Origin of the sequence: Xanthomonas translucens pv. cerealis, from assembly GCF_006838285.1 — a bacterium.
Classification (GTDB): domain Bacteria; phylum Pseudomonadota; class Gammaproteobacteria; order Xanthomonadales; family Xanthomonadaceae; genus Xanthomonas_A; species Xanthomonas_A cerealis.
The window spans coordinates 4,339,887-4,360,546 of sequence record NZ_CP038228.1 but is presented as its reverse complement, the minus strand read 5'-3'; the positions used below and the strand labels follow the sequence as shown (position 1 = coordinate 4,360,546).

Genomic DNA, 20,660 nt, shown 5'->3' with positions numbered 1-20,660 from the left:
CCCAAATCGGCGAGGCGCTTTGCGCCTCTATCCTCCCACCAACCTCTCTCTCTGGGGGAGAGCGGCTTGCCGCGCGCTCAGTTCTGCAACGCTTGCAGCGAGGCGCGCTCGATGTCGGCATAGATCGCGAATTCGTCGTGCACCGCCGCACCCAGCGCCTGTTCGAACGCGGCGCGGTTGGCGTGCGCGGCATAGGCACGCTGTTCGCCGCCGCCGAGGTTGGACTGGAAGATGCCCGCCGCGCTGACCGGCAGGAAATCCTCGTAGACGATCGGGTCGGCGCTGGCCAGGCCGTCGGCGAGCAAGGCCTCGGCAGGCTTGCCGGCCAGCGCCGCGGCACCCGCCGCGCGGCCGGCATCGGTCAGCGCATAGCGGAAATAGCCAAGGCCTTCGCGGCGCAGCGTGGCGTAGTCGTCGGGAAAATCGGCGAACGCGGCCTGCAGGCGCGCGGCATAGTCGCCGCCGGCGCTGCCGTCGGCGGCGCGCGCGCGCTCCAGCAAGGCGTCGTACAAGGCGCGGCCCTTCGGGGTCAGGGCCAGCCCGCGCTGCTCGATCTCGCCGAAGCGCGCGGTGTGGGTGCCGGCCTCGGCGGCGCCGGCACCGGCCGGGAAGCGCACCGTTTCCTCCAGCGCCTTGAAGCTGGTCTGGCGCAGCAGGATCGGGCAGCGTCGCGGCGGCGGGCCTTCGATCACCGCCTTGGCGTCGATGCCCCGCTGCAGCATCTGCGCCTGCGCCGCATCGATGTCCAACGTGCGCGGGGTGAGGTGGTTGATGTGCGGGCCGTGGAAACTGACCACGTCGGCGATCAGTTTGTGCGCATCGCTCAACGCGCGATAGGTCGGCAGCGTCACCGTCGCGTCGCCGTGCCAGCGGAAGGTTTCCAGCGCCTCGGCGACGAAACGCTGCGCGTCGGCCTCGCCCAAACCGCCGTCGCGCTCGCTGCGCCCGATCAGCGCTAGCGCGCCCTCGGTGAAGATGCGCCGCTGCGCGAGGATCTGCGCGGCCTGCGCGCGCAGCGCCGGATCCTCGATCAATTCCAGCCGCAGCAGCGAGGTGAACACGCGGAACGGATTGCGCGCCAGCGCCGCCGCGTCGAGCGGGCGGAACGCAGTGGAATGCACTGGCACACCGGCCACCGACAGGTCGTAGTAGCCGACCGGATGCATACCCATCACCGCGAACAGGCGGCGCAGCGTGGCCAGTTCCTCGGCGCTGCCGACGCGGATCGCGCCATGCCGTTCGTGGTCCAGCCGCGCGCGCTCGCCGTTGCGCTGCAGTTGCGCGTCCAGCGCCGGATCGGCGGCCAGGGTCGCCGCATTGACCTGCGCCACCAGCGCCATCAGCCTGCCGTACAACGGCACCTCGGTGCGGTACATGTCAGACATGGCTTGCGCGAACAGACTGCGGATGGCATCGGGCGAAACGAAGGCAGTGGTCATCAGGAGGTCCGGAGCGCCGGGCATCAGGTCCGGCAGAACGCCTATTCTCGCGCCGCGGCGAGGACGCGGCCAGTCGTGCACATCGATCGCCACCACGAGAACGCGAGTGCAGCGGGCGCGGAAGATCCTGGCCGAATGCTGAGCCGGAGGCGGCATCGGAGCAAAAACGGCACTTGCCGCTCGGCTGCGACCGCCTGCGGGGCTAGCCGCAAGCCCCCCCCTGTGGGAGCGACTTCAGTCGCGACGCATCGATCTCGCCGTACCCGCACCGAGGCCAAGCGTCGGCCTCGACAGCATCGGAAGCCGGTAGGCGCGCTCCTGCGCTCATCGCGATGAAGTCCCACAAGAACGTCACTGGCTTGACTGGGCGCCACGGGGGCTTGCAAACGGAGGCTTCTCATCAACCACGGCCTGCCGACCGCTCGCTGCACGCCGTCGGCCGTGCCTACTGCGCAGCCGCCTGGTCGCGTTGCGCACGATCACCGAGCTGGCGGCGCAATAGCGCGTCCAGCACGATCGGGCGATCCCAGTGGTCGTAGCTGGCGACGATGGCGTGGCGCAGCGCGCGGTACGGCAGCGAGCCCGGCTCGACCTGCAGCGCGTTCGCCACCTCCGCCCAGCTGACGGCCGGGCCGGCGCTGGCCCGCGCACGCACTACCTCGCGGTACGGCAGCCCAGCCGCCTTTGCCAGGAAGCAGGCGAAGTAGATGTCGCGCGGCGGCCAGCGGCGCTCGCGCAGCAGCGCCTCGGCATAGCCACGCGGCAGTTGCGCGTAGCGCGCCACCTCATCCAGGAAGCTGTCCGGGTAGCGCGCGGCGTAGCGGTCGATGTCCAGCAGCTGGCGGTCGACCCAGGCATCGCCGCTGCCGGGTGCCAAGACAGCCTCTGTAGACGCGCCAGCTGCGGGCGCATCCTGCGCCACTGCTGCGCCCGCCAGGCACAGCGCCAGCGGCAGGATCAGACAGGCGGAGCGCAGGCGGGGCGACATGTCACGATTCTGCCGGATGCCGGCAGCGCTGTCAGGCGTTGCCGGCGGCGGTGCTTGATGCTTCCCTCGATCGCCCCTGGGTCTGTTCAACGCCTCGAAGCACGCGCTGGCCGACGCATGGCGCAATGCCGCTGCTAGCCCAGGCCCGCAGCGTGCGCCACTGCGGGCAACGCCGGGTGCCTGGACAGGCGCCGGTTCCTCCTCCCGTCTTACGCGGAAAGCGCAGGGCCCTGGCTGGCCGCATGTCGGTTCAGCTCGGCCACCGCCTGCGGCCAGTCCGCGGCCGTGGCCACCTCGCGCAGGCGCGGCTCGTCGGCGGACAGGCCATGCTCGGCCTCGTGCGCCCAGGTGGTGGCATACGGCGTGTAGATGCCCCAGCCGCCGAGCGCGATCACCGGCTCCACGTCCGAACGCAGCGAATTGCCGATCATCACGAAACGCTCGGCGCCGACGCCGAATTCGGCAAGCACCTTGGCATAGGTCTGTGGATCCTTCTCCGACACGATCTCGATGCGTGGGAACAGCGCGCCCAGCCCGGACTGCGCGATCTTCGCCTCCTGGTGGAACAGGTCGCCCTTGGTGATCAGCACCACCTCGAACTCGGCGGCGATCGCCGCCACCGCCTCGCGCACGCCGGCGATCACCTCCACCGGATGCTGCAGCGTGGCGCGGCCGATCTCGACGATGCGCTGCAGGTCGCGTGCGGCAATGCGCGCCTCGGTCAGCTCGATCGCCGCCTCGATCATCGACAGGGTCATGCCTTTGACGCCGTAACCGAATACCTTCAGGTTGCGCCGCTCCACCGCCAGCAGATGCTGCAGCGTGCCGGCATCGCGCAGGTCCAGGTACTGGCCGAGGATGGCCTCGAACGCGGCTTCGGCGTCGCGGTAGTAGTCCTCGCTCTTCCACAAGGTATCGTCGCCGTCGAAACCGACCAGAGCGATGGCGGAGGAGCGCAGATCGGTGGGCGTCGGCATCGCGCAAGCATAGCAGCACGATTATTGCGCCGCAGGGTCGCCGAGGCCGGGTTGGTAGTGCGCATACTCCTCGCGCGACAGCGCACCGTCGGCATCGGCGTCGAAGGTGTCGAAGGTTTCGCGCAGGACCGGGTCCGCCGCGGCTTCGACGCGGCCGATGCGGCCGTCACGGTCCAGGTCCAGCGCGGCAAAGCTGCGCGCGCCCGCAGCGGCGCCAGCGTCACTGGCAGGCGCGGCCGGCACCGGCAAGGACGACGCGGGCGGTGCAGGCAAAGGCGGCAGCGCCGGCGGCGCCGGGGTAGGCGCAGGCATCGGCACCGGCTGCGGCAACATGGGTGCCGGGTCCTGCTGCGCGGCGGCCGGGCCGGACGCAACCAGACCGGTCAGCAGCGGCACCAGGCACAGGCGTGGCGAGCGGCGGGAAAGGGCCATGGCAACCTCAGCGATCGGCGGAGCGTCACCCTACACCGTCACGGTCGGCGGCGGCCGTGCTCACCACGTGTTCCTGAAGCGCGCACGACAGAAGGGCAGCACCAGGCTGCTCCTGCTTACGCACATATCGAAATGCAGTGCGCGCGGGACTGCTTTGCGGCAGTCCCCGCGCGGAAGCCGGCACACGCTGGTCTACGCGCCCGCCGGCCGTCGCGATCCGCTAGCTTCTTCTGCGTTACTGGCCGTTGCTGCCGGCCGCGCCGCCCTGCTGCTTGGCCACGTAGGCCTTGTATTCGTCCGGGGTCAGCTTGCCGTTGTGATCGGCATCGGCCTGCGCGAAGATCTGGCTGAGGCCTGCGTTGACCTGCGCCTCCTGCGTGCTGATGGCGCCATCGCTATCGGTGTCGACATCCGCCCAGGTCTGGCCGCCGCCCGAAGCGCTCGACTGCGCAGGCTGGCCGGTCGCGCTGGTGGGCGACTGCGCCTGCGTCGCGGCATCGCTCTGCGCGTCCTGGGCGAAGGCTGGCAGGGCCAGCGCAGCAGCAAGAATGGCGGCGGTACCGATCAGCGGGGTGCGGTTGCGAATGTTCATGTGGGTGGTCTCCTTATGCTCTCTCGGGTGTGGCATGCCCGGTCAAATCCGGTGCATGACCACACCCTGCCGGTACCAGGCTGAACCCATTCCCCTGCAAAAATCCCCGCGCAACGCTTCGTTAACCACCGCGTGGCACATACGCGCTACCACCTTGGTTAGGGCCCGGTGAGCCTGCGGTAAGGCCTTCGTTCGAGGTGTTCGGAAATTGGAAAAAAAGCGTGTGTTTCAGCCGATCTCGCGCTCGCCGTCGGCGGATTTTTCGCTTGAACGCGAACTGAACGCGACCCACGCCAGCGCCACACCGGCGAGCGCGCCTGACACTTCCAGCACGACCCGCGAACCCAATTCGTTCGGATCGTGGATGTTGGCCAGCGCCAAGCGCGCGTACAACGGCGACTCCAGGCGCACGATGCCGGTGTAGAACAGGTTCCAGCAGTCGATCCCGGCGGACACGGCCACCGCGATCAGGCACGACCACCCCAGCGCATGGCCCTCCGACCACTGCAGCCAGCGGCACAAGCGGCGCCACAGCGCATAAATCAGGAACCCGAGCGCAAGCGCGATCAGCCCGGCTTCGAGCGAGCCCAGCAGGCCGAAGTGCAGCGGCAGGTTCATGGCGGTGCTTCCTGTGGTCGAGCAGAGCGCCAGTCTAGGGGGTGCGGCTGGCCGCGTGTGCGTCCCCCTGCAGTGCAATCCCGGCAGCGCGTGGGTGCATGGTCGCGGCAGGCTCTATCGGGAGCGCCTGTGGCGACGGATGGCCCGCAGCCGCGCGACCTCTGCCCCGCAAACGTTTCGCAGCCGCCAGCCCGGCTGCGCAAACGCGCTAAGCATCGTTCTCGGCGCTGGCGCTCACCACCGGCGCGCCGTCTTCGTCCCAGCGCACGCTCACCAGCATCGGCCGGCAACAGACCTGGCAATCCTCCACGTACTGCTGCGCCTCGACCGACGGGTCCAGCGCCAGGTCGATCCATTCGCCGCAATACGGGCACTGCAGGTCGATGAAGCATTGCATGCCGGACATGAGCTTGGCCTGTGAAACGAGACGAAAGCCTAGCGCACCGGCACGTCGTAGGCGGTGTACGGGCAGGGCTCGGGCCGGAAGGTGAAGTGCCACCATTCCAGCGGATCGTTGGCGAAACCCTGCGTTGCCAGCGCGCGCAGCAGGCGCTGGCGGTTTGCGCGTTGGGCCGCGTCGATCTCTGCAGCGTCGGTGTAAGCCAACGGGGCGAAGAAGTCGAAGCCGGCGCCCAAGTCTACGGTGGCGCCGCGGCTGTGGCCGGAGGTCTCGGCGATGTCGTCGCCGAGCAGCAAGCGCTTGTCCAGATGCGGGTAGTCACGCGCCTTGGCGAGCGGGTCCGCCCAGGTCATCCGCTCAGGCCCAAAGGTGCTGCGGCCGCTAGCAGTCGAACACCTGCAGGCCATAGCCCTTGGCGCGCAACGCATGCTGCACCCGCGCCAGCGACTGCGCGACCGGCGCCAACAGATAGCACTTCGGCACGTCGTAGCCAGGCACCTGGCCGCCAGTGAAGTTTTGCCGTGGCCGGCATCGCGGATGTACAGCGCGATATCCGGCACGACAGCGTGCACGTCCACCAGACCGGCTTGTGCAGACGCGGTTGCCGCGACGTCCCCCTCGCCCTGAGTAGTACTTTCTCATGCTAGCAAGAACGCGTTCGGATCCAGTGCATGCCGCGCGCCGGGCCGGCGGCGCTGCGGGACAGGCGTCGGCCGCGTCCGCGCAGTGCCGGGCGGGCCCGACAGCGCTACGGCACGTCCTAGTCCGGCGCCGCACTCGGCTGCGGCCGCGCCAGCGCCGGCTGGGTCAATGCGTAGAGGATGCGTAGGTCCTCGGCATCGAGGGCGGTGGCGTCGCTGCCACGGTAGTGATGGTGGAAGGCGCGCAGCGTAGCCGCGGTGTCGTCGATCGGATAGCCGATCAGCGCCAGCGCCTGCCACGGGTCGAAGCCGGGCGGTGCCGGCGGCGTGTCCGCGGCCGGCCAGCGGCCGAAACCGGCGTCTGCGAGACGCTTCCACGGGAACAGCGGACCCGGATCGACCTTGCGCGTGGGTGCGAAGTCCTCGTGCCCGACCACTTGCGTGCGCGGAATGCGCAGCCGCGCGCACAGGTCCTCCAGCAACAGCAGCAGACTGTCGATCTGCGCCGCTGCGAATGGGGTCTTGCCGTCGTTGTCCAGCTCGATGCCGATCGATGCGGAATTGATGTCGGTGATCGTGCCCCAGCGCCCGGCGCCGCCATGCCAGGCGCGGCGCTCGTCGCTGACCAACTGGTAGCGCTTGCCGTCGCGGCCGATCAGGTAGTGCGCGCTGACCTTGCCGTTGCTGTTGTGCGAACGCAGCGTGTCCAGGCTGCGCTGCACCGAGTCCTGTTCGGTGAAGTGGATCACGATCAGGATCGGCCGGCGCAGATCCTGGTTCGGCGACGGCACCCATTCGGCCAACGGGTTGCGCTGCGGCGCGTGCGCGCAGGCGCCGAGAAAGGCGACCAGCGCCAGCGGAACCAGCCAACGCATGCGCGGCGGTGGGGGGCGGGAAGAGCGTCGGGTCATGGGAGAAGATTCCGGGGCATCTGACAGTGAGCGGCACGCGCAAGCAACAGCAAGCACTATTATAGAAACTCGGTCAACGAGATGGTTGTTGCGGGAGCGACTTCCATTTCCGTCCAGGCAGGCCTTAGCGCGAACGCCTCGGGACTGAAGTCCTCCCCCCCAAAAAAAAGAGCGGCACAGGGCGCTACCCGCACGAAGTCCGGATCGGCACATTCGCAGCCGAAATCCGCATCCGGATCGACATGCGCAATCAGCAGATCGCGCACCAGGATCATGCGTACCCTCAAAAATGGTAGGTGAAGTTGGCGTACAGCTGCCGCCCGATCGCACTGTACACGCGCGGGAAGTACGGCCAGGCGGTGTAGGTGTCGTCGCGCGGATGGATCTTGTCGAACACGTTGAGCACGCTGATGCCGAGCGTGGCCTTGTCGGTGATCCGCTTGGCGATGTCCGCGTTCCAGATCACGTACGGCGCCACGCGTGCGCGCTCGGCGTAGTTGGGACGCGAGCCGTAGCGGTAGCCGTACAGGCTGGTCGACCAGTCGCCGACGCTCCAGTTCGCACGCCAGTTGGTGCGGGTGCGGAACGCCAGGTAATCGACGTCGTTCATCGCGTCCACCGGCTTGGCCCCGGCGAACTGCGCCACCTCCATCTTCAGCACACGGGTGTAGCCGGCCTGCAGGCCGAACGTGCCCAAGCCGCCAAGATCGAGGCTATAGCGCAGGTTGGCGTCCACGCCGTCGGTACGCATCAACGACTGGTTGATCGGGAAGGTCTCGAACGCGGTGATCTGGCCTTCGGCGGTGAGGTCGGTACCGGGGCTGCGGGTTACCGACTGGATGTAGAACTGACAGGCCGTCGATGCGGTATCGACCGCATTGCCGGCGCGGTCGCGGCCGAGCAGGCAGTTGGCGTTGTTCTCCAGCAAGGTTTCGCTGGAGATCGACTCGACCCGGCCTTGCAGTTCGATACGGTAATAGTCCGCGCTCAGCGACAGGGTCGGCAGCACGTCCCACACGAATCCCAGCGTGGTCGACTTGCCCTTCTCCTCCTTCAGCAGCGGATTGGACGACTGGGTGGAGAAGGTCTGGTATTCGTGTGCGCTCGAACACGCGGCCGACAGCGGATCCACGCCGTCGCGGCGGCACAGGTATTCGTCGGTGACGGTGGGATTGTTGGCGCTGGTGCCGGCATAGATCCACAGCAGGTCCGGCGCACGGAAACTGGTGGCGTGGCTGCCGCGCAGCAGCAGGCTATCGAACGGCCGCCACTCCAATCCAGCCTGCCAGGTGGCGGCGGCGTCGACCGCGGTGATGTCGTCGTACTTGTCGTAACGCGCGGCCAGCGTCGCGCTGAGCCGGTTGAAGATCGGCACGCGCAGTTCAAGGCCGGCGGCGTAGCGCTCGCGCGGGCCGCCGCCCGGGGTCTGGGTCAGGTTGTAGATGCGCTCGCTGCCGGTGTAGTCCGCGGTGGTGCGCGGATCCGGCGCCAGGTCGTATTTTTGCCGCGCCGCCTCCAGCACGGTGGCGACCTGCACCATGCCGGCCGGCAGCCCGAACAGTTCGCCGCTGAACACGAACTGGGCCTGGTCGGCGCTGGATTCGCCGCGGCTCACCACCTCGGTGGTGAGCTGGTCGTACAGCCCCGCGCTGCCCGGCGCGAACAGCCTGTCGGCGTAGAACGTGCGGATCTCGGCGCCATCGGGCCGGTAGCCGAGCAGCGGCCCCATGTAGTAGTCGCGCACCGCGTTGGTGAGGAAACGCGGGCGCCGCGTGGTGATGTTGTATCGCGACATCGACACGCTCGCGTCCCAGTCGAAGCGACCGTCGAACAGCTTGCCGCGCATGCCGGCGTTGAGGTTCCAGGATTTCTCGTCGTACTCGATGTGCTTGATTCCGCCCACTTCCGAGGGCAGGAAGATGCGCTGCGCGGTGACCAGACCCAGGTCCGGATCGTAGACGGTGAACGCGCCTTCGCCGATGTAGTAGTGGGTCTGGCTGGAGCTTTCGTCCTTGGAACGGTTGGCCAGCAGCTGCGCATAGCCGGTGACGGCGTCGCTGAAATCGAAACTGCCGGACAGGTAGGCCGAGGTCTTGCCGTAGCCGTTCTGCAGCGAGCGGCCGGCGTAGTAGTCGAACGCGCCGCAGCGGTTGGCCGCGGCCAGGCTGTCGGCGGTCTTGTACGGCCTGAAGGCCGGGTTGGTGCCCGCACAGGCAGCGTCCAGCGCACCGGCCGACGTGGACAGCGTGCCGCCGCTCGGCCACAAATAGGTGTTGCCACGACGCAGATAGACGCCGGAAATCGACGCGTTGGGACTGGACGGATCGGCCTTGTTGGCCGGATGGTCGTCATACGAATCCATGAAGTCGCGCTGGCTGGCGACGATCGCTTCGCGGTTCAGCCGTTCGAACGCGTAGGTCAGGCTCCAACGATCGCCGGTACGCCCGCCGCTCCATTGCAGCTGGCCGCTGTCGCCGCCGCCGCGCGTGCTGGTACCGCCGCGCAGGCGCAACGTGTCGCCGCTGAAATTGCGCTTGGTGATGATGTTGACCACGCCGGCCACCGCGTCGGAACCATAGATCGCCGAAGCGCCGCCGCTCATCACCTCGATGCGCTCCACCGCCGCTGCGGGAATGCTGCCCAGGCTGACCGCCGTGCCGTTGGCGTTGTAGGACTGCGGATAGTCCGCCATGCGCTTGCCGTTGAGCAGGATCAACTGGTAGCCGGGTCCCAGGCCGCGCAGGTTGAGGTACTGGCCGTTGGGCGAACTGCCGGTCTGGTCGCTTTCGTTGAAGGCGCTGCCGCTGAACTGGGTCAGCGTGCCGAGCGATTCCCACACCGTGCTGAAGCCCTGCTTCTGGATGTCCTGCGCGGTGATGACGGTCACCGGCGCCGGCCCTTCCAGCTGCGAGCGCGCGATGCGCGAACCGGTGACGGTGAGCTTGTCCAGGTCGCGCGTGGCGATGGACGCGTCCTGCGCTGCTGCGAGCGACGGCAATGCGAACCCGGCCAGCAGCGCAAGCGCGAGCCGAGACGGTCGGAAGGGGAAACGGGAACGCTGAACTGGGCTGGGCACGCGGCTCTCTCTTGCAATCGACGACGGACATTGACGACGGCGCGCAGAGTCGACGCAGGCCAGCAGCCGGCCGCCATTCCTGGGCATCCACGCGGGCAGCGTGACGCGCGGCCGCAGCGCGGCGCCCTTCTCTGTCATCGCGTCTTTTCCCAGATGCGCGTGCCGAACAGCGCCCCCCTGCGACATGCGCCCATCCCGCCCCGGCCATCGCCGCGCCGCTCGCCGAACCACTGCTTGCCGACATCGGTTACACACACCTGCGTTTCGGATTTAGCACGGCGCGAAACGGCATGTCAATCGAGGCTTCTTGACAAGCCCGAGCAGGGAAAACAGTATTCCGGGACCGGCGCGCAGCGGTCCGGTGCTCTCTACAACCGCCCCGGGGTCCGATGAACACGATGCGTGGCCTGTGCCTGCTACTGGCCGCAGCGCTGAGTGTGCCCATCGCTGCGGCCAGCGTCGCCGGCGAGGTGCCGTTCCAGCTGCAAGCCAGCCAACTGCAGGCCGATTACTGGATCGCGCGCCTGCCCGCTGCGCCGCAACCGCTGCTCAATGCGGCGCAGGTGCAGGTCTTCAATGCGCACCTGCTGCGCCACGATGCGGCGATGCACGACCTGCAGGCGTTGCCCGAGCGCTACAGCGCCGAGCAGGTGCGCGCGCAGGTGCTGGCGCTGTCGGCGCCGCCGGCACGCACGCTCTACGACACGCGCGGCGCTAGGCTCGACGCCGCGCAGCTGACCGCCCTGCACTCCTCGCTCGCCCTGGACACGATTCCCGCGCAGGTGACGCCGCGCTACGCGCTGGTGGTGCATCGCGCCGACCTGCGCACCTTCCCGACCCGGCAACGCGCTTTCAGCAACCCGGACGACTGCGACATCGACCGCTTCCAGGAATCGGCGCTGTATCCCGGCACCGCGGTGGCGATCCTGCACGCCAGTGGCGACGGCCAGTGGCTGTTCGTGCTGGCGCCGAACTACGCGGCATGGATCGAACGCGAGCGCCTGGCCGAAGGCGAGCGCGACGCCGTGCTCGGCTACGCGCAACGCACGCCGCGCCTGCTGGTCACCGGCGCGCACGCATTGACCGCGTTCACCCCGGAAGTGCCGACGGCGTCACAGCTGTCGCTGGACATGGGCAGCAGCCTGCCGCTGCTGCAGGACTGGCCGCCGCAACGAGCGGTCAACGGCCAGTCGCCGCTGGCCGCCTATGTGGTGCAACTGCCGTTGCGCGATGCCGAGGGCCGGCTGCGGCTCGCCCCCGCACTGGTGCCGCGCAGCGCCGACGTCGCCACCGCAGCGCTGCCGGCCACGCAACGCACCTTGCTGCAGCAAGCGTTCAAATTCCTCGGCGAGCGTTACGGCTGGGGCAACGACTACGCTGCGCGCGACTGCAGCGGCTTCGTCGCAGACGTCTATCGCAGCCTGGGCATCGTGTTGCCGCGCAATACCGACAACCAGGCGCGCAGCTCCAGCCTCGCCAGCGTGCCGTATGTCGCTACCGCGCCGCTGGCGCAACGGCGACAGCTGTTGTCGCATCTGCAGGCAGGCGACTTGGTGTACATCCCCGGCCACGTGATGATGGTGATCGGCCACGACCGCGGCGACACCTGGGTGATCCACGACGTGGCCGACGCCGGCTACCGCGACGCCTCCGCGCAGTTGCAGCGCGTGCACCTCAACGGCGTCTCGGTGACCCCGCTGGAACCGATGCTGCTGAGCGACGGCACACCCTTCATCGACCGCATCACCCGCATCCAACGGGTCCGCCCGATCGCCGCCGAATGAAGATCGCCGACATCCAGCTGGGCATGCTGCGCGTGCCGCTGAAGACCCCGTTCAAGACCGCATTGCGCACCGTGGAAACGATCGAGGACGTGGTCGTGCTGGTGCACACCGACAGCGGCCACATCGGCTACGGCGAAGCGCCGGCGACCGCACCGATCACCGGCGACACCCATGGCTCGATCGTCGAAGCGATCGAGCGCTTCATCAAGCCGCGCCTGCTCGGCGCAGACGTGGCCGACCTCAATCGGCTGACCGGGCTGATCCAGGGCGCGCTGCAGCACAACAGCAGCGCCAAGGCCGCGGTGGAAATCGCGGCCTACGACCTGTGGGCGCAGCTGTACGGCGCGCCGTTGTACCGGATGCTCGGCGGCGGCACGCCGGCCATCAGCACCGACATCACCATCAGCGTGGACGCCATCGACAAGATGGTGGCCGATGCGCTGTCGGCGCTCGCGCGTGGCTTCGCGGCGCTGAAGATCAAGGTCGGCAAGGCCTCGACGTGGACATCGAACGTGTCAAGGCGATCCACGCCACGGTCGCAGGCCGCGCTTCGCTGCGCCTGGACGCCAACCAGGGCTGGACCCCGAGGCAGGCGGTGTACGCGATGCGCACGCTGGAAGAGGCCGGGGTGGAGCTGGAACTGCTGGAGCAACCGGTCAAGGCCTGGGACATCGACGGCCTGACGTACGTGACCGAGCGGGTGAACACGCCGGTGATGGCGGACGAAAGCGTGTTCGCGCCCGTGCAGGTATTCGACATGATCCAGCGCCGCGCCGCGGACATCGTCAACATCAAGCTGATGAAGACCGGCGGGCTGTCCAATGCGATCCGCATCGCCGACATCGCCGCGCTGTATGGGGTGGAGTGCATGATCGGCTGCATGCTGGAGTCGAGCATCAGCGTGACGGCAGCGGTGCACCTGGCGGCGGCCAAGGCCGACATCATCACCAAGGTGGACCTGGACGGCCCGTCGCTGGGCGTGTTCGACCCGGTGCAAGGCGGGGTGCTCTTCAACGAATCGCAGATCACGATCACCGACGCACCGGGCCTGGGTATCCGCGAGGTCCGCGGCCTGGAGCTGCCGCCGCCGCGTGGGTGATATGGGCGCGTTGGCGCATGCGCAGCAATGCGCACAGCCGACGCGTGCGACAGCGTCCATCGCGATCGCGCTTGCCGTCACCACGCAAAGCGGCCGAGTTCGCCACGTCGTCCACTGCCAACAGATCCGCCAACGCGACACCCCAAATGGCACGCCAGTCCACCGCACCTAGCGAGCTCACACACACGGTCTACGTACATGATCCCGCGCTGTTGTACCTTTCAGCATTGCTGCATCCGCTCGACTTCGCGGTCGTGCCCATGCACCAACCCCACCCAGACCGCAGGCGGCAGCTGGCGGTGAACCTGCAGCGGGTCCAGCGCCCGCTCGATGCCCGATCGCAACCGGAGATGCGCATGCCGAAATTCCCATGGTTGTCCTCCCTGACACAGACCGGCAACGTCCGCCGCAGCTGTCTGGAGGCCATGGCACTTTCGCCGCTGTACAACCGCATCGTCGACGCCGACCGGGTCGGCGCCGACGCGGTGGCCGGCTCCACCGAACCGAGGCGCCTGGAGCTGCATGACGACGGCGATCGCCGCTACGCGGAAGACTTCTTGATCGGCCAAACCCCGCAGGCGCGACACGGCGCCGGCAGCTGCATCTTCGCCCAGCTGTGGCGTGCCGCAGGCGAGGCCCGCGCCGGCTGCACCACGATGGAGCCGGCCGACATGCAGCGCCTGCAGACCTGGCTGCGGCCGAACGCCGCGCCGCTGTTCGTGCTGCAGACGCGCAAGAACGACGAACACCTGCGCAGCGCGTGGGCATTGCCCGCGACGGAGCCGGCACCATGAGCACCGCACCCGAACCGAGCCTGGTCCGCGCGGTCAGCCGCTGGCAGATCGTCGGCCTGTCGATCAACGACGTGATCGGCAGCGGCATTTATCTGCTGCCCGCCGCCGCCGCCGCGCTGCTCGGGCCGATGAGCCTGTGGGCGATACTGCTGGCCGGGCTGGCGGTGGGATTGCTGGTGCTGTGCTACGCGCAGGCCGCCAGCTATTTCGACGAACCCGGCGGCAGCTACCTGTATGCGCGCGAGGCGTTCGGCCGCTTCGCCGGCTTCGAGATCGGCTGGATGATCTGGCTGACCCGGATCAGTTCCGCGGCCGCGCTCGGCAACGGCCTGGCCGATGCGGTGGTGCGCTTCTGGCCGGCCGCGACCGGCGGCGGCGCGCGCCTGGCGATCGTGGTTGGCTCGCTCGGCCTGCTCACCGCGATCAACGTGATCGGGGTGAAATCGGCCGCGCGCACCGGCGTGGCGCTGGTGATCGGCAAGCTGGTGCCGCTGCTGCTGTTCGTGAGCATCGGCGTGTTCTACGTGGACTGGTCGTTGGCGTTCTCCGGCAAAGCGCCGGACCTGCGCGACTTCGGCAACATGGGCGAAGCGGCGCTGTTGCTACTGTTCGCCTACGCCGGCTTCGAGAACATCCCCGCCGCCGCCGGCGAATACCGCAATCCCCGCCGCGACGTGCCGTTCGCGCTGATCACCATGATCGTCACCGTCACCCTGATCTATGCCGCGGTGCAGGTCGTCGCGCAGGGTACGCTGGCGAACGTGGCGCAGTCGGCGACACCATTGGCCGATGCCGCCAGCGGCTTCGGCGGCGAGGCGTTGGCGCTGATCCTCACTGTCGGCGCCACCATCTCCATCCTCGGCACCACCAGCAACACGGTGATGCTGGGGCCACGCTTCCTGTTCGCACTGGCCCAGGACGGTTACGGTCCGGCGTTCCTGGCACGGGTGCATCCGCGCTTCCGTACGCCGGCCGCGGCGATCCTGCTGCAAGGTGTGCTGTCGCTGGCGCTGGCACTGTCCGGCTCGTTCGTGCAACTGGCGCTGCTGTCGATGGTCACCCGCCTGTTCACCTACATCGGCACGGCCGCGGCGGTGCTGGTGCTGGCCCGGCGCTACCGCGACCGGCAGGGTGCGCTGCATCTGCCGGGCGGCCCGCTGATCCCGCTCGCCGCGTTGCTGCTGGCGTTGGCGCTGCTGCTCAGCGCCAGCTGGCAGAACCTGGCCGCGGCCGGCGTGGCGCTGCTGGTCGGCGCGCTGTTCTACCGCTTCCCGCGCAAGGCGCCGTAGCTTGCGTCGGCCGGCGTAGCGCGGTAATGGCGTCATGGCGATAGGCCCCATCCGGAGCCTCCACGCCGGCACCGCTCAGAACCTGTACGTCACCGCCAGCCGCACGTTGCGCGGCTCGCCCCAGGTGTAGGTGCTGTAGACGTTGAAGATGGTGTAGTAGCGCTTGTCGAGCAGGTTGTTGACGTTGAGCGTGGCCGACAGCCGTTCGTCGAACTGGTAGCGCGCCATCGCATCCAGCAGCCAGTACGGCTCGGTGCGGTGTTCGACCTCGCCCAGCAACGGATGCCGGACCATGCCGAAGGTCTTGCTCTGCCAGCGTGCGCCGCCGCCGAACGTCCAGCCGCTCAGCGACCCGGCGAGGCGATAGCTGCTGTGCACGCTGAACTGGTCTTCCGGCTCCAGTGTGCTGACCTTGTCGCCGTGCTGGCGCGCGATCTTGTGCGCGTAGCCGGTCTGCATCTGCCACCCTGGCAGCAACTGGCCGGACAGTTCCAGTTCGTAGCCCTTGGTACGCACTCCCATCAAGCTGCGATACGCGGTGCCGCCGGACGGGGTCAGCTCACCGGTGGGGTCGGGATAGTTGTCCTGATCGAGCTGGAACACCGCCGCACTGGCATTGAGCCGGCCGTCGTAGAACTCGCCTTTCACACCGGCCTCGTAGCTGCGCCCCTGCTGCGGATCCAGCACCTTGCCCTGCGCGTCCTGGTTGCTCTGCGGCTTGAAGATGCTGGTGTAGCTGGCGTACACCGAGAAGTGGCGGTCCAGGTCGTAGACCACGCCGGCATACGGCACCACCCCCCCACTCTCGTCGATATCGGTGCTGCGGTAGTTGGCGATGCGGCTGCCGAGGATCAGCTTCAGCGGATCGGCCAGGTTGAAACGGCCGACCACGTAGGCGCCGCTTTCGCGGGTGACCTGGTCGTCGCCGTAGAGCCATTGCCAATCCGGCTCGGGGATGTCCCCGTTCCACTGTCGATAGTCCGCCACCGCGCCCGCATAACCGGGCTGCGGCGTGTAGCCATCGTTGATCCAGTGCTTGCGCGCCGCGCTGGCGCCGACCACTAGCTCGTGCTCGCGGCCGAACCACTGGAAGCGCCCGCTGAGATACAGGTCGGCGGCATTGCTGGTGGTCTTGCCGATGTACTGGCCCAGCCACAGGCTCACGCCTTCGCCGGTCGCCGGGTCGGGGGTGCCGCCCGCCGCCGCGCCCAGCGCAGCGTCGTAGCCGTTGACCTGGTGGTTGAGCTGCAGCTTGGCGAGCCAATCGTCGCCGAAGCGGTGTTCCAGCGTGGCGAAACCGGTGCGGCTGTACTGGCGCCAGCGGCTCCAGCGCGCGCCGTTGTTGAACGCGCGCGGCATGCTATTGAAATCGCCATTGCGGTCCAGCAGCGGGATGCCGCCCCAGCTGGAGCCCTGCGGATCGCTGTCCTGGTCGTCAGCGCCGACGGTGAGCAAGGTATCGTCGCTGAGATCGGCTTCCAGCACGGCGTAAAACACGTTGTTGCGACGCTGGTAGTGGTCGGTGTTGGCGTGCCTGTCCTGGTAGGCGGCCACCGCACGTGCGCGGACCCGGCCGCTGTCGGTCAACGGACCGCCGACATCCACTTCGGCCCGATAGCTGTCCCACGATCCCGCGCCCAAGGTCGCACTGCCGGCCAGCTCGCGGGTCGGCTTCTTGCGCACCAGATTGATGGTCGCGCCCGGATCGCCCATGCCGGTCAGCAGGCCGGTCGCGCCCTTGAGCACCTCGACGCGATCGTAAATGGCCATGTCGCTGAGCGTATTGCCGGCCGAGTACGCCGAATCGCGCTGCATCGGGATCCCGTCGTACTGGAAATTCTGCACCGCGAAACCGCGCGCGTAGTACTCGGTGCGCTCGCTGTCGTAAGTGACGATGCTCACTCCGGGGGTGACCCGCATGACGTCGTCGATGCCGTTGAGGGCGAAGTCGTCCATCTCCTGGCGGGTGATCACGCTGATCGACTGCGGGGTCTGCCGCGGGCTCAGCACCAGCCGGGTCGCGGTGGCGATCGTGCCCGGCGTGTACGCGCCGCTGCCTTCGGTGACGGTCCCCAACTGGTTGGCGGTGACCTGCACCGTCTCCAGCGTCGGCGCGGCATCGCGCGGCGGGGCGGCAGCGGCAGGCGCATCGGCCGCGCCAGCGGCAGGCGCGAACGAGGACAGTCCCAACACGCAGACCATCGCCCGCATCAAGCCGGCGACGGGCGGGAACGCGACAGCATCACGACGATGGCGATCGGCGTGGACAATACGACACGGAGCAACGGGCACGGCAACGCCTCCAGGCAGGACAGGAATCCTCTGGCGACGGCTGGAGGGAAAAGGAACGCAGGGCGCAATGGCTGCATCGCGCTTGCGGCAGCGGATCTTACCCTCCCGCCGCGTCGCTGTCGCGCCGGCACCCGCCTTCACGCGGCCTTGCGCCGCTGTCACGTGCGGGTAACCGCATCGCTTCGACTCTGGGTGCCAGCCTCAGCGATGGAGTCCGCGATGAAACGACGCCGTGTCTACAGCGCCCCCGATCTGGCCACCGCCACTCGCGCCCTGCAAGCGGCGCGCAGCGCCGGCATCGACAACGACGCCCTGTCGCTGATCGCACGCAGCGACATCGAACTGGACGTGATCCCCGACGAGCGCAAGGACGTCAAGACCGACACCTTGCCCGCCGCCGCGCGCGGCGCGCTGGGCGGCGGCGCGGCCGGCCTGCTCGCCGGACTGGCCGCAATCGCGGTGCCGCCGCTGGGCATCACCCTGGCCGGCGCCGGAGTGATGGCGATCGCCGGCGCACTGGTCGGCAGCTGGTCCTCGGCGCTGGTCGGCGCCACCGTGCCGGATCCGGTGCGGCGCAACTTCGAAGAGGAAATCGAGGCCGGCCGCATCCTGCTGGTGATCGAGGGCGAAGCGGCGCAGCTGGATGCGGCCGATCCTGCATTGCGCGACGCCGGCACGGTCGCGCTGCCCTATGAATCCGCCGCTGCCGCGCAATGACATCGTCCCCCGCGTTGCAGGCGAACGGCGTTCGTCCAGTCAGGACATTGGCGTCGGCGCCGGCAGCAACGCGCGCATGCGCAGCACCAAGCGACCGCTGTGCAGCGACTGCGTACTGCCGCTGGAAAACGCACCGCTGGCCCAGCGCCACGCCAGGCGCCAGATCAGCAGTACGCTGAGTCCGGCGCCGATCCATGGATTGGGCGTGTAGTAGCGCTTGCCGTCGCGCAATTCGATGTCGGTGTGCTGCAAGGCGACGCTACCCAGCGCTGCGCCGGCCGCCATCCCCAGTGCCATGCCGAGACGGACCGGCGGCAACACCGCCGCCAGATAGCTCATCCAGGCCGCCGCCAGCGCCAGCAACAGCAGCCGCGCCAGCGTCCGCCGCGGCTGCCATGGCTGACGGCCGAAATAGCGGCGGATGCGCCCCGGTAGTACAGCCAGCCGATGCCGGCGGTGGCCAGGTAAGGGGTGAGCAAGGCGATACCGGTGGCGGCCATGGAATCCTGCGGCAGGAAAAAAAAAGTGGAGTTGCCGGATCGTAATTCATCCGCTGCCCGCCACATCGCCCGCGCCGGCGCGGCGACCGGAGTCGTCCGCTGCCCGCGCGCTTCATGCCTCGATCACGCGATGCTGGAAGCGCATTAACGGCACCGTCGCTAGGGTCGAAGACCACATCCGCACAGGAGACGACAATGAGCGTTCCGTATCAGATTCCCGGGCGCGCGCCCAACGACGACGATCGCAGCCAGGTGTCGCACTATTGGCGCGAGCGTTTCGCCCAGGAGCCTTATTACAGCGACGGCGAACGTTTCGAGGACTACGAGCCGGCCTACCACGCAGGACACGAAGCACGCATACGCAACTTCAACCTGGCCTATGAACAGGTCGAGGCCGAGCTGCATCGCGATTGGGACAACACCAAGGGAGCGCAGACCTTGAGCTGGAGCAAGGCCCGCCACGCGGTGCGCCGTGCCTGGGAGCGGGCCGGGCAGAATTGATTGGGTGATCGCCGCTGGAAAGGCTGCCGTTGCGGTCGCGGCGGTCGGCCTGTCCGAATCGCTGCGCGGCCATCGATGTAGCGCGGGTGGGGGCTCGCTCGCGATTCACGATGAGTTCGGGCGTTTCGGCAAGCGCCTCATGCGGACGGTTTTTGCTCGCAGCTGAAGCCGCTCCCATACGGGCCGCCTGATAACGCGCGGCCCACCTTGTAGGAGCTTCAGCCGCGACCGGCACAACCGACCGCCCGATAGCGGCCGCAACGCAAACCATTTCCCGCACCGATCGACCACCTCCCGCCAACACGCCGTCGCGCCGATCGCAGCGGCGCGGCACCCCACCACCCGTCGGCTCGGTTCTGTTGGCTCAGCTCTGCACCGGCTGCAGCTTCAGCAAGCGTCCGCTGCTGCCGTCCTCCAGCAGCCACAGCGCGCCGTCCGGGCCCTGCTCCACTTCGCGGATGCGCTTGCCCATGTCGTAGCGCGCCGCTTCGCGGGCGGTCTCGCCGTTGAACTCGATCCGTACCAGCGACTGCGACGACATACCGCCGATGAAGCCGTTGCCGCGCCATTGCGGAAAGGCGCTGCCGCTGTAGATGACGAAGCCGGCCGGCGAGATCACCGGCGTCCAGCTGAGTTTCGGCGCGGCGAATTGCGGACGCGTGCTGTGATCGGGGATCGGCCGGCCGTCGTAATGGTCGCCGTTGGAGACGATCGGATAGCCGTAGTTGGCGCCGCGCTGGATCAGGTTCAGTTCGTCGCCACCGGCCGGGCCCATTTCGTGTTCCCACAGCTGGCCGTTGGCGTCGAAGGCGAGGCCGAGCACGTTGCGATGACCCAGCGACCACACCTGCGCGGCGACCCCGCCGCGGCGCGCGAACGGGTTGTCGGCCGGCAAGCTGCCGTCGTCGTTGAGGCGCACGATCTTGCCCAGGTTGCTGTTCATGTCCTGCGCCGGATCGAATTTCTGCCGCTCGCTGGAACTGATCCACAGCTTGCCGTCGGGACCGAACGCCAGGCGATGGCCATAATGGCCGTCGCCGGACACCTTGGGCTGCTGGCGCCAGATCACCTGCAGCTGCGACAGCGCACCGCCGCCATTGCCGTCCAGGGTGAGCTTGGCGCGCGCCACCACGGCGCCGCGGGTGTCGCCGCTGCCGGCCTCGGCGTAACTCAGGTACACCCAGCCGTTCTGCGCAAAGCCCGGATGCGGCAGCACGTCGCCGAACCCGCCCTGGCCGCCGTAGTCGACCGCGGGCACACCGCTGACCGTGCCGGTGCGGCCGCTGGCCGGGTCGAAACGCTTGAGCGTGCCGCCTCTCTCGCTGATCAGCGCGCTGCCATCGGGCAGGAAGCTCATCGCCCAGGGTTCGTTGAACGTGGCGAACGGCGTCGCCGAGAACGGCCAGTCGCCCCGCCGTTCGGCGCTCTTGGCGGCCGGCGCCGCGTGTGCGGCGGACACGGCCAGACTCATCAACAACGCGCAGGCCAAACCCTGGGGAGAACGTTGCATGACGCGCACCTATCAAATGGGGTCGCGGGCGAACCTAGCAAACCCGGCGTGGACGACAAGCATGCAGCGGCCAAGCCGTGGTTGCGGTCACGCGTGGCGT

At 68.4% G+C, this 20,660-nt stretch carries 18 protein-coding genes and 4 pseudogenes; 6 read left to right on the top strand and 16 right to left on the bottom strand.

Translation table 11 applies throughout. The annotated features are described in order from the left end of the window. Window positions 1-77: 77 nt before the first annotated feature. The 12 genes and pseudogenes from hglS to E4A48_RS19240 form a co-directional block, all read right to left on the bottom strand. Entirely contained in the window at window positions 78-1,442 is a 1,365-nt protein-coding gene (gene hglS, locus E4A48_RS19290; RefSeq protein WP_185910786.1) for a 2-oxoadipate dioxygenase/decarboxylase HglS, read from the bottom strand. A 442-nt stretch (window positions 1,443-1,884) separates the two neighbouring features. Next, complete coding sequence (locus E4A48_RS19285) at window positions 1,885-2,427, bottom strand: hypothetical protein (RefSeq protein WP_142742988.1); 543 nt, start codon at window positions 2,425-2,427, stop codon at window positions 1,885-1,887. A gap of 209 nt (window positions 2,428-2,636) precedes the next feature. Next, window positions 2,637-3,404 (bottom strand): HAD family hydrolase, encoded by a 768-nt coding sequence (locus E4A48_RS19280; RefSeq protein ID WP_039006223.1) that lies wholly within the window; start codon window positions 3,402-3,404, stop codon window positions 2,637-2,639. Window positions 3,405-3,425: 21 nt separating this feature from the next. Continuing rightward, window positions 3,426-3,800 carry an EF-hand domain-containing protein gene (locus tag E4A48_RS19275; RefSeq protein ID WP_230812621.1) on the bottom strand — a complete coding sequence of 125 codons (375 nt, stop codon included), beginning with the start codon at window positions 3,798-3,800 and terminating at the stop codon, window positions 3,426-3,428. Window positions 3,801-4,071: 271 nt separating this feature from the next. Beyond that, window positions 4,072-4,428 (bottom strand): EF-hand domain-containing protein, encoded by a 357-nt coding sequence (locus E4A48_RS19270; protein ID WP_039006225.1) that lies wholly within the window; start codon window positions 4,426-4,428, stop codon window positions 4,072-4,074. 228 nt (window positions 4,429-4,656) lie between these two features. Beyond that, entirely contained in the window at window positions 4,657-5,046 is a 390-nt protein-coding gene (locus E4A48_RS19265; protein ID WP_039006226.1) for a hypothetical protein, read from the bottom strand. A gap of 208 nt (window positions 5,047-5,254) precedes the next feature. Further along, on the bottom strand, window positions 5,255-5,452 hold the full coding sequence (locus E4A48_RS19260) for a CPXCG motif-containing cysteine-rich protein (protein WP_039006227.1): 198 nt from the start codon (window positions 5,450-5,452) through the stop codon (window positions 5,255-5,257). A 29-nt stretch (window positions 5,453-5,481) separates the two neighbouring features. Next, window positions 5,482-5,775 (bottom strand): annotated as a pseudogene (locus E4A48_RS21675) (M15 family metallopeptidase); the annotation flags it as partial. 51 nt (window positions 5,776-5,826) lie between these two features. Beyond that, window positions 5,827-6,039 (bottom strand): annotated as a pseudogene (locus E4A48_RS21670) (M15 family metallopeptidase); the annotation flags it as partial. A gap of 167 nt (window positions 6,040-6,206) precedes the next feature. Next, window positions 6,207-6,962 carry an N-acetylmuramoyl-L-alanine amidase gene (locus tag E4A48_RS19250; RefSeq protein WP_039006228.1) on the bottom strand — a complete coding sequence of 252 codons (756 nt, stop codon included), beginning with the start codon at window positions 6,960-6,962 and terminating at the stop codon, window positions 6,207-6,209. Between the two features lie 95 nt (window positions 6,963-7,057). After that, complete coding sequence (locus tag E4A48_RS19245) at window positions 7,058-7,273, bottom strand: hypothetical protein (RefSeq protein ID WP_142742987.1); 216 nt, start codon at window positions 7,271-7,273, stop codon at window positions 7,058-7,060. A gap of 8 nt (window positions 7,274-7,281) precedes the next feature. After that, window positions 7,282-10,074 carry a TonB-dependent receptor plug domain-containing protein gene (locus tag E4A48_RS19240; protein ID WP_142742986.1) on the bottom strand — a complete coding sequence of 931 codons (2,793 nt, stop codon included), beginning with the start codon at window positions 10,072-10,074 and terminating at the stop codon, window positions 7,282-7,284. Between the two features lie 389 nt (window positions 10,075-10,463). Here E4A48_RS19240 and E4A48_RS19235 point away from each other — a divergent pair, with 389 nt between their 5' ends. From E4A48_RS19235 to E4A48_RS19220, 4 genes and pseudogenes are all read left to right on the top strand, one after another. Continuing rightward, window positions 10,464-11,858, top strand: coding sequence for a C40 family peptidase (locus E4A48_RS19235; RefSeq protein WP_058196425.1), 1,395 nt, complete (start codon window positions 10,464-10,466; stop codon window positions 11,856-11,858). Further along, window positions 11,855-12,957, top strand: a pseudogene (locus E4A48_RS19230) (dipeptide epimerase). Before E4A48_RS19235 ends, E4A48_RS19230 begins: the two are co-directional and overlap by 4 nt. A gap of 434 nt (window positions 12,958-13,391) precedes the next feature. Continuing rightward, window positions 13,392-13,751: pseudogene (locus tag E4A48_RS21665) on the top strand (hypothetical protein); the annotation flags it as partial. After that, on the top strand, window positions 13,748-15,040 hold the full coding sequence (locus E4A48_RS19220; RefSeq protein ID WP_142742985.1) for an APC family permease: 1,293 nt from the start codon (window positions 13,748-13,750) through the stop codon (window positions 15,038-15,040). The pseudogene E4A48_RS21665 and the gene E4A48_RS19220, both read left to right, overlap by 4 nt. A gap of 75 nt (window positions 15,041-15,115) precedes the next feature. Here the strand turns inward: E4A48_RS19220 and E4A48_RS19215 are convergent, their stop codons facing one another. Then, on the bottom strand, window positions 15,116-17,242 hold the full coding sequence (locus E4A48_RS19215; protein ID WP_142742984.1) for a TonB-dependent siderophore receptor: 2,127 nt from the start codon (window positions 17,240-17,242) through the stop codon (window positions 15,116-15,118). Window positions 17,243-17,551: 309 nt separating this feature from the next. On the opposite strand from E4A48_RS19215, the gene E4A48_RS19210 reads away from it, so the two are divergent. Next, the gene (locus tag E4A48_RS19210) at window positions 17,552-18,049 is read left to right on the top strand and encodes a hypothetical protein (RefSeq protein WP_142742983.1); all 498 of its coding nucleotides are present in this window, start codon (window positions 17,552-17,554) and stop codon (window positions 18,047-18,049) included. A 39-nt stretch (window positions 18,050-18,088) separates the two neighbouring features. Here the strand turns inward: E4A48_RS19210 and E4A48_RS19205 are convergent, their stop codons facing one another. Both E4A48_RS19205 and E4A48_RS21365 read right to left on the bottom strand, forming a co-directional pair. Continuing rightward, a complete protein-coding gene (locus tag E4A48_RS19205; protein WP_235426727.1) occupies window positions 18,089-18,388 on the bottom strand; it encodes a hypothetical protein in 300 nt (99 codons plus the stop codon). Then, entirely contained in the window at window positions 18,385-18,549 is a 165-nt protein-coding gene (locus E4A48_RS21365) for a hypothetical protein (protein ID WP_230812851.1), read from the bottom strand. The genes E4A48_RS19205 and E4A48_RS21365 overlap by 4 nt, the downstream gene beginning before the upstream one ends. Window positions 18,550-18,744: 195 nt before the next feature. Here E4A48_RS21365 and E4A48_RS19200 point away from each other — a divergent pair, with 195 nt between their 5' ends. Beyond that, on the top strand, window positions 18,745-19,050 hold the full coding sequence (locus E4A48_RS19200) for a hypothetical protein (RefSeq protein ID WP_039006232.1): 306 nt from the start codon (window positions 18,745-18,747) through the stop codon (window positions 19,048-19,050). A gap of 364 nt (window positions 19,051-19,414) precedes the next feature. Here E4A48_RS19200 and E4A48_RS19195 read toward each other — a convergent pair whose 3' ends face one another. Beyond that, the gene (locus E4A48_RS19195) at window positions 19,415-20,560 is read right to left on the bottom strand and encodes a PQQ-dependent sugar dehydrogenase (RefSeq protein WP_142742982.1); all 1,146 of its coding nucleotides are present in this window, start codon (window positions 20,558-20,560) and stop codon (window positions 19,415-19,417) included. Between the last annotated feature and the right edge of the window lie 100 nt (window positions 20,561-20,660).

Excerpts from the sequence above, each read along its gene's own strand:
- E4A48_RS19220 (WP_142742985.1), top strand. The coding sequence starts at position 13,748 with ATGAGCACCGCACCCGAACCGAGCCTGGTCCGCGCGGTCAGCCGCTGG.
- E4A48_RS19265 (WP_039006226.1), bottom strand. The coding sequence starts at position 5,046 with ATGAACCTGCCGCTGCACTTCGGCCTGCTGGGCTCGCTCGAAGCCGGG.
- E4A48_RS19210 (WP_142742983.1), top strand. The coding sequence starts at position 17,552 with ATGAAACGACGCCGTGTCTACAGCGCCCCCGATCTGGCCACCGCCACT.
- E4A48_RS19200 (WP_039006232.1), top strand. The coding sequence starts at position 18,745 with ATGAGCGTTCCGTATCAGATTCCCGGGCGCGCGCCCAACGACGACGAT.
- E4A48_RS19285 (WP_142742988.1), bottom strand. The coding sequence starts at position 2,427 with ATGTCGCCCCGCCTGCGCTCCGCCTGTCTGATCCTGCCGCTGGCGCTG.
- E4A48_RS19250 (WP_039006228.1), bottom strand. The coding sequence starts at position 6,962 with ATGCGTTGGCTGGTTCCGCTGGCGCTGGTCGCCTTTCTCGGCGCCTGC.
- E4A48_RS19245 (WP_142742987.1), bottom strand. The coding sequence starts at position 7,273 with ATGATCCTGGTGCGCGATCTGCTGATTGCGCATGTCGATCCGGATGCG.
- E4A48_RS21365 (WP_230812851.1), bottom strand. The coding sequence starts at position 18,549 with ATGGCCGCCACCGGTATCGCCTTGCTCACCCCTTACCTGGCCACCGCC.
- E4A48_RS19260 (WP_039006227.1), bottom strand. The coding sequence starts at position 5,452 with ATGTCCGGCATGCAATGCTTCATCGACCTGCAGTGCCCGTATTGCGGC.
- E4A48_RS19280 (WP_039006223.1), bottom strand. The coding sequence starts at position 3,404 with ATGCCGACGCCCACCGATCTGCGCTCCTCCGCCATCGCTCTGGTCGGT.
- E4A48_RS19195 (WP_142742982.1), bottom strand. The coding sequence starts at position 20,560 with ATGCAACGTTCTCCCCAGGGTTTGGCCTGCGCGTTGTTGATGAGTCTG.
- E4A48_RS19205 (WP_235426727.1), bottom strand. The coding sequence starts at position 18,388 with ATGAGCTATCTGGCGGCGGTGTTGCCGCCGGTCCGTCTCGGCATGGCA.
- E4A48_RS19235 (WP_058196425.1), top strand. The coding sequence starts at position 10,464 with ATGAACACGATGCGTGGCCTGTGCCTGCTACTGGCCGCAGCGCTGAGT.
- E4A48_RS19270 (WP_039006225.1), bottom strand. The coding sequence starts at position 4,428 with ATGAACATTCGCAACCGCACCCCGCTGATCGGTACCGCCGCCATTCTT.
- E4A48_RS19215 (WP_142742984.1), bottom strand. The coding sequence starts at position 17,242 with ATGGTCTGCGTGTTGGGACTGTCCTCGTTCGCGCCTGCCGCTGGCGCG.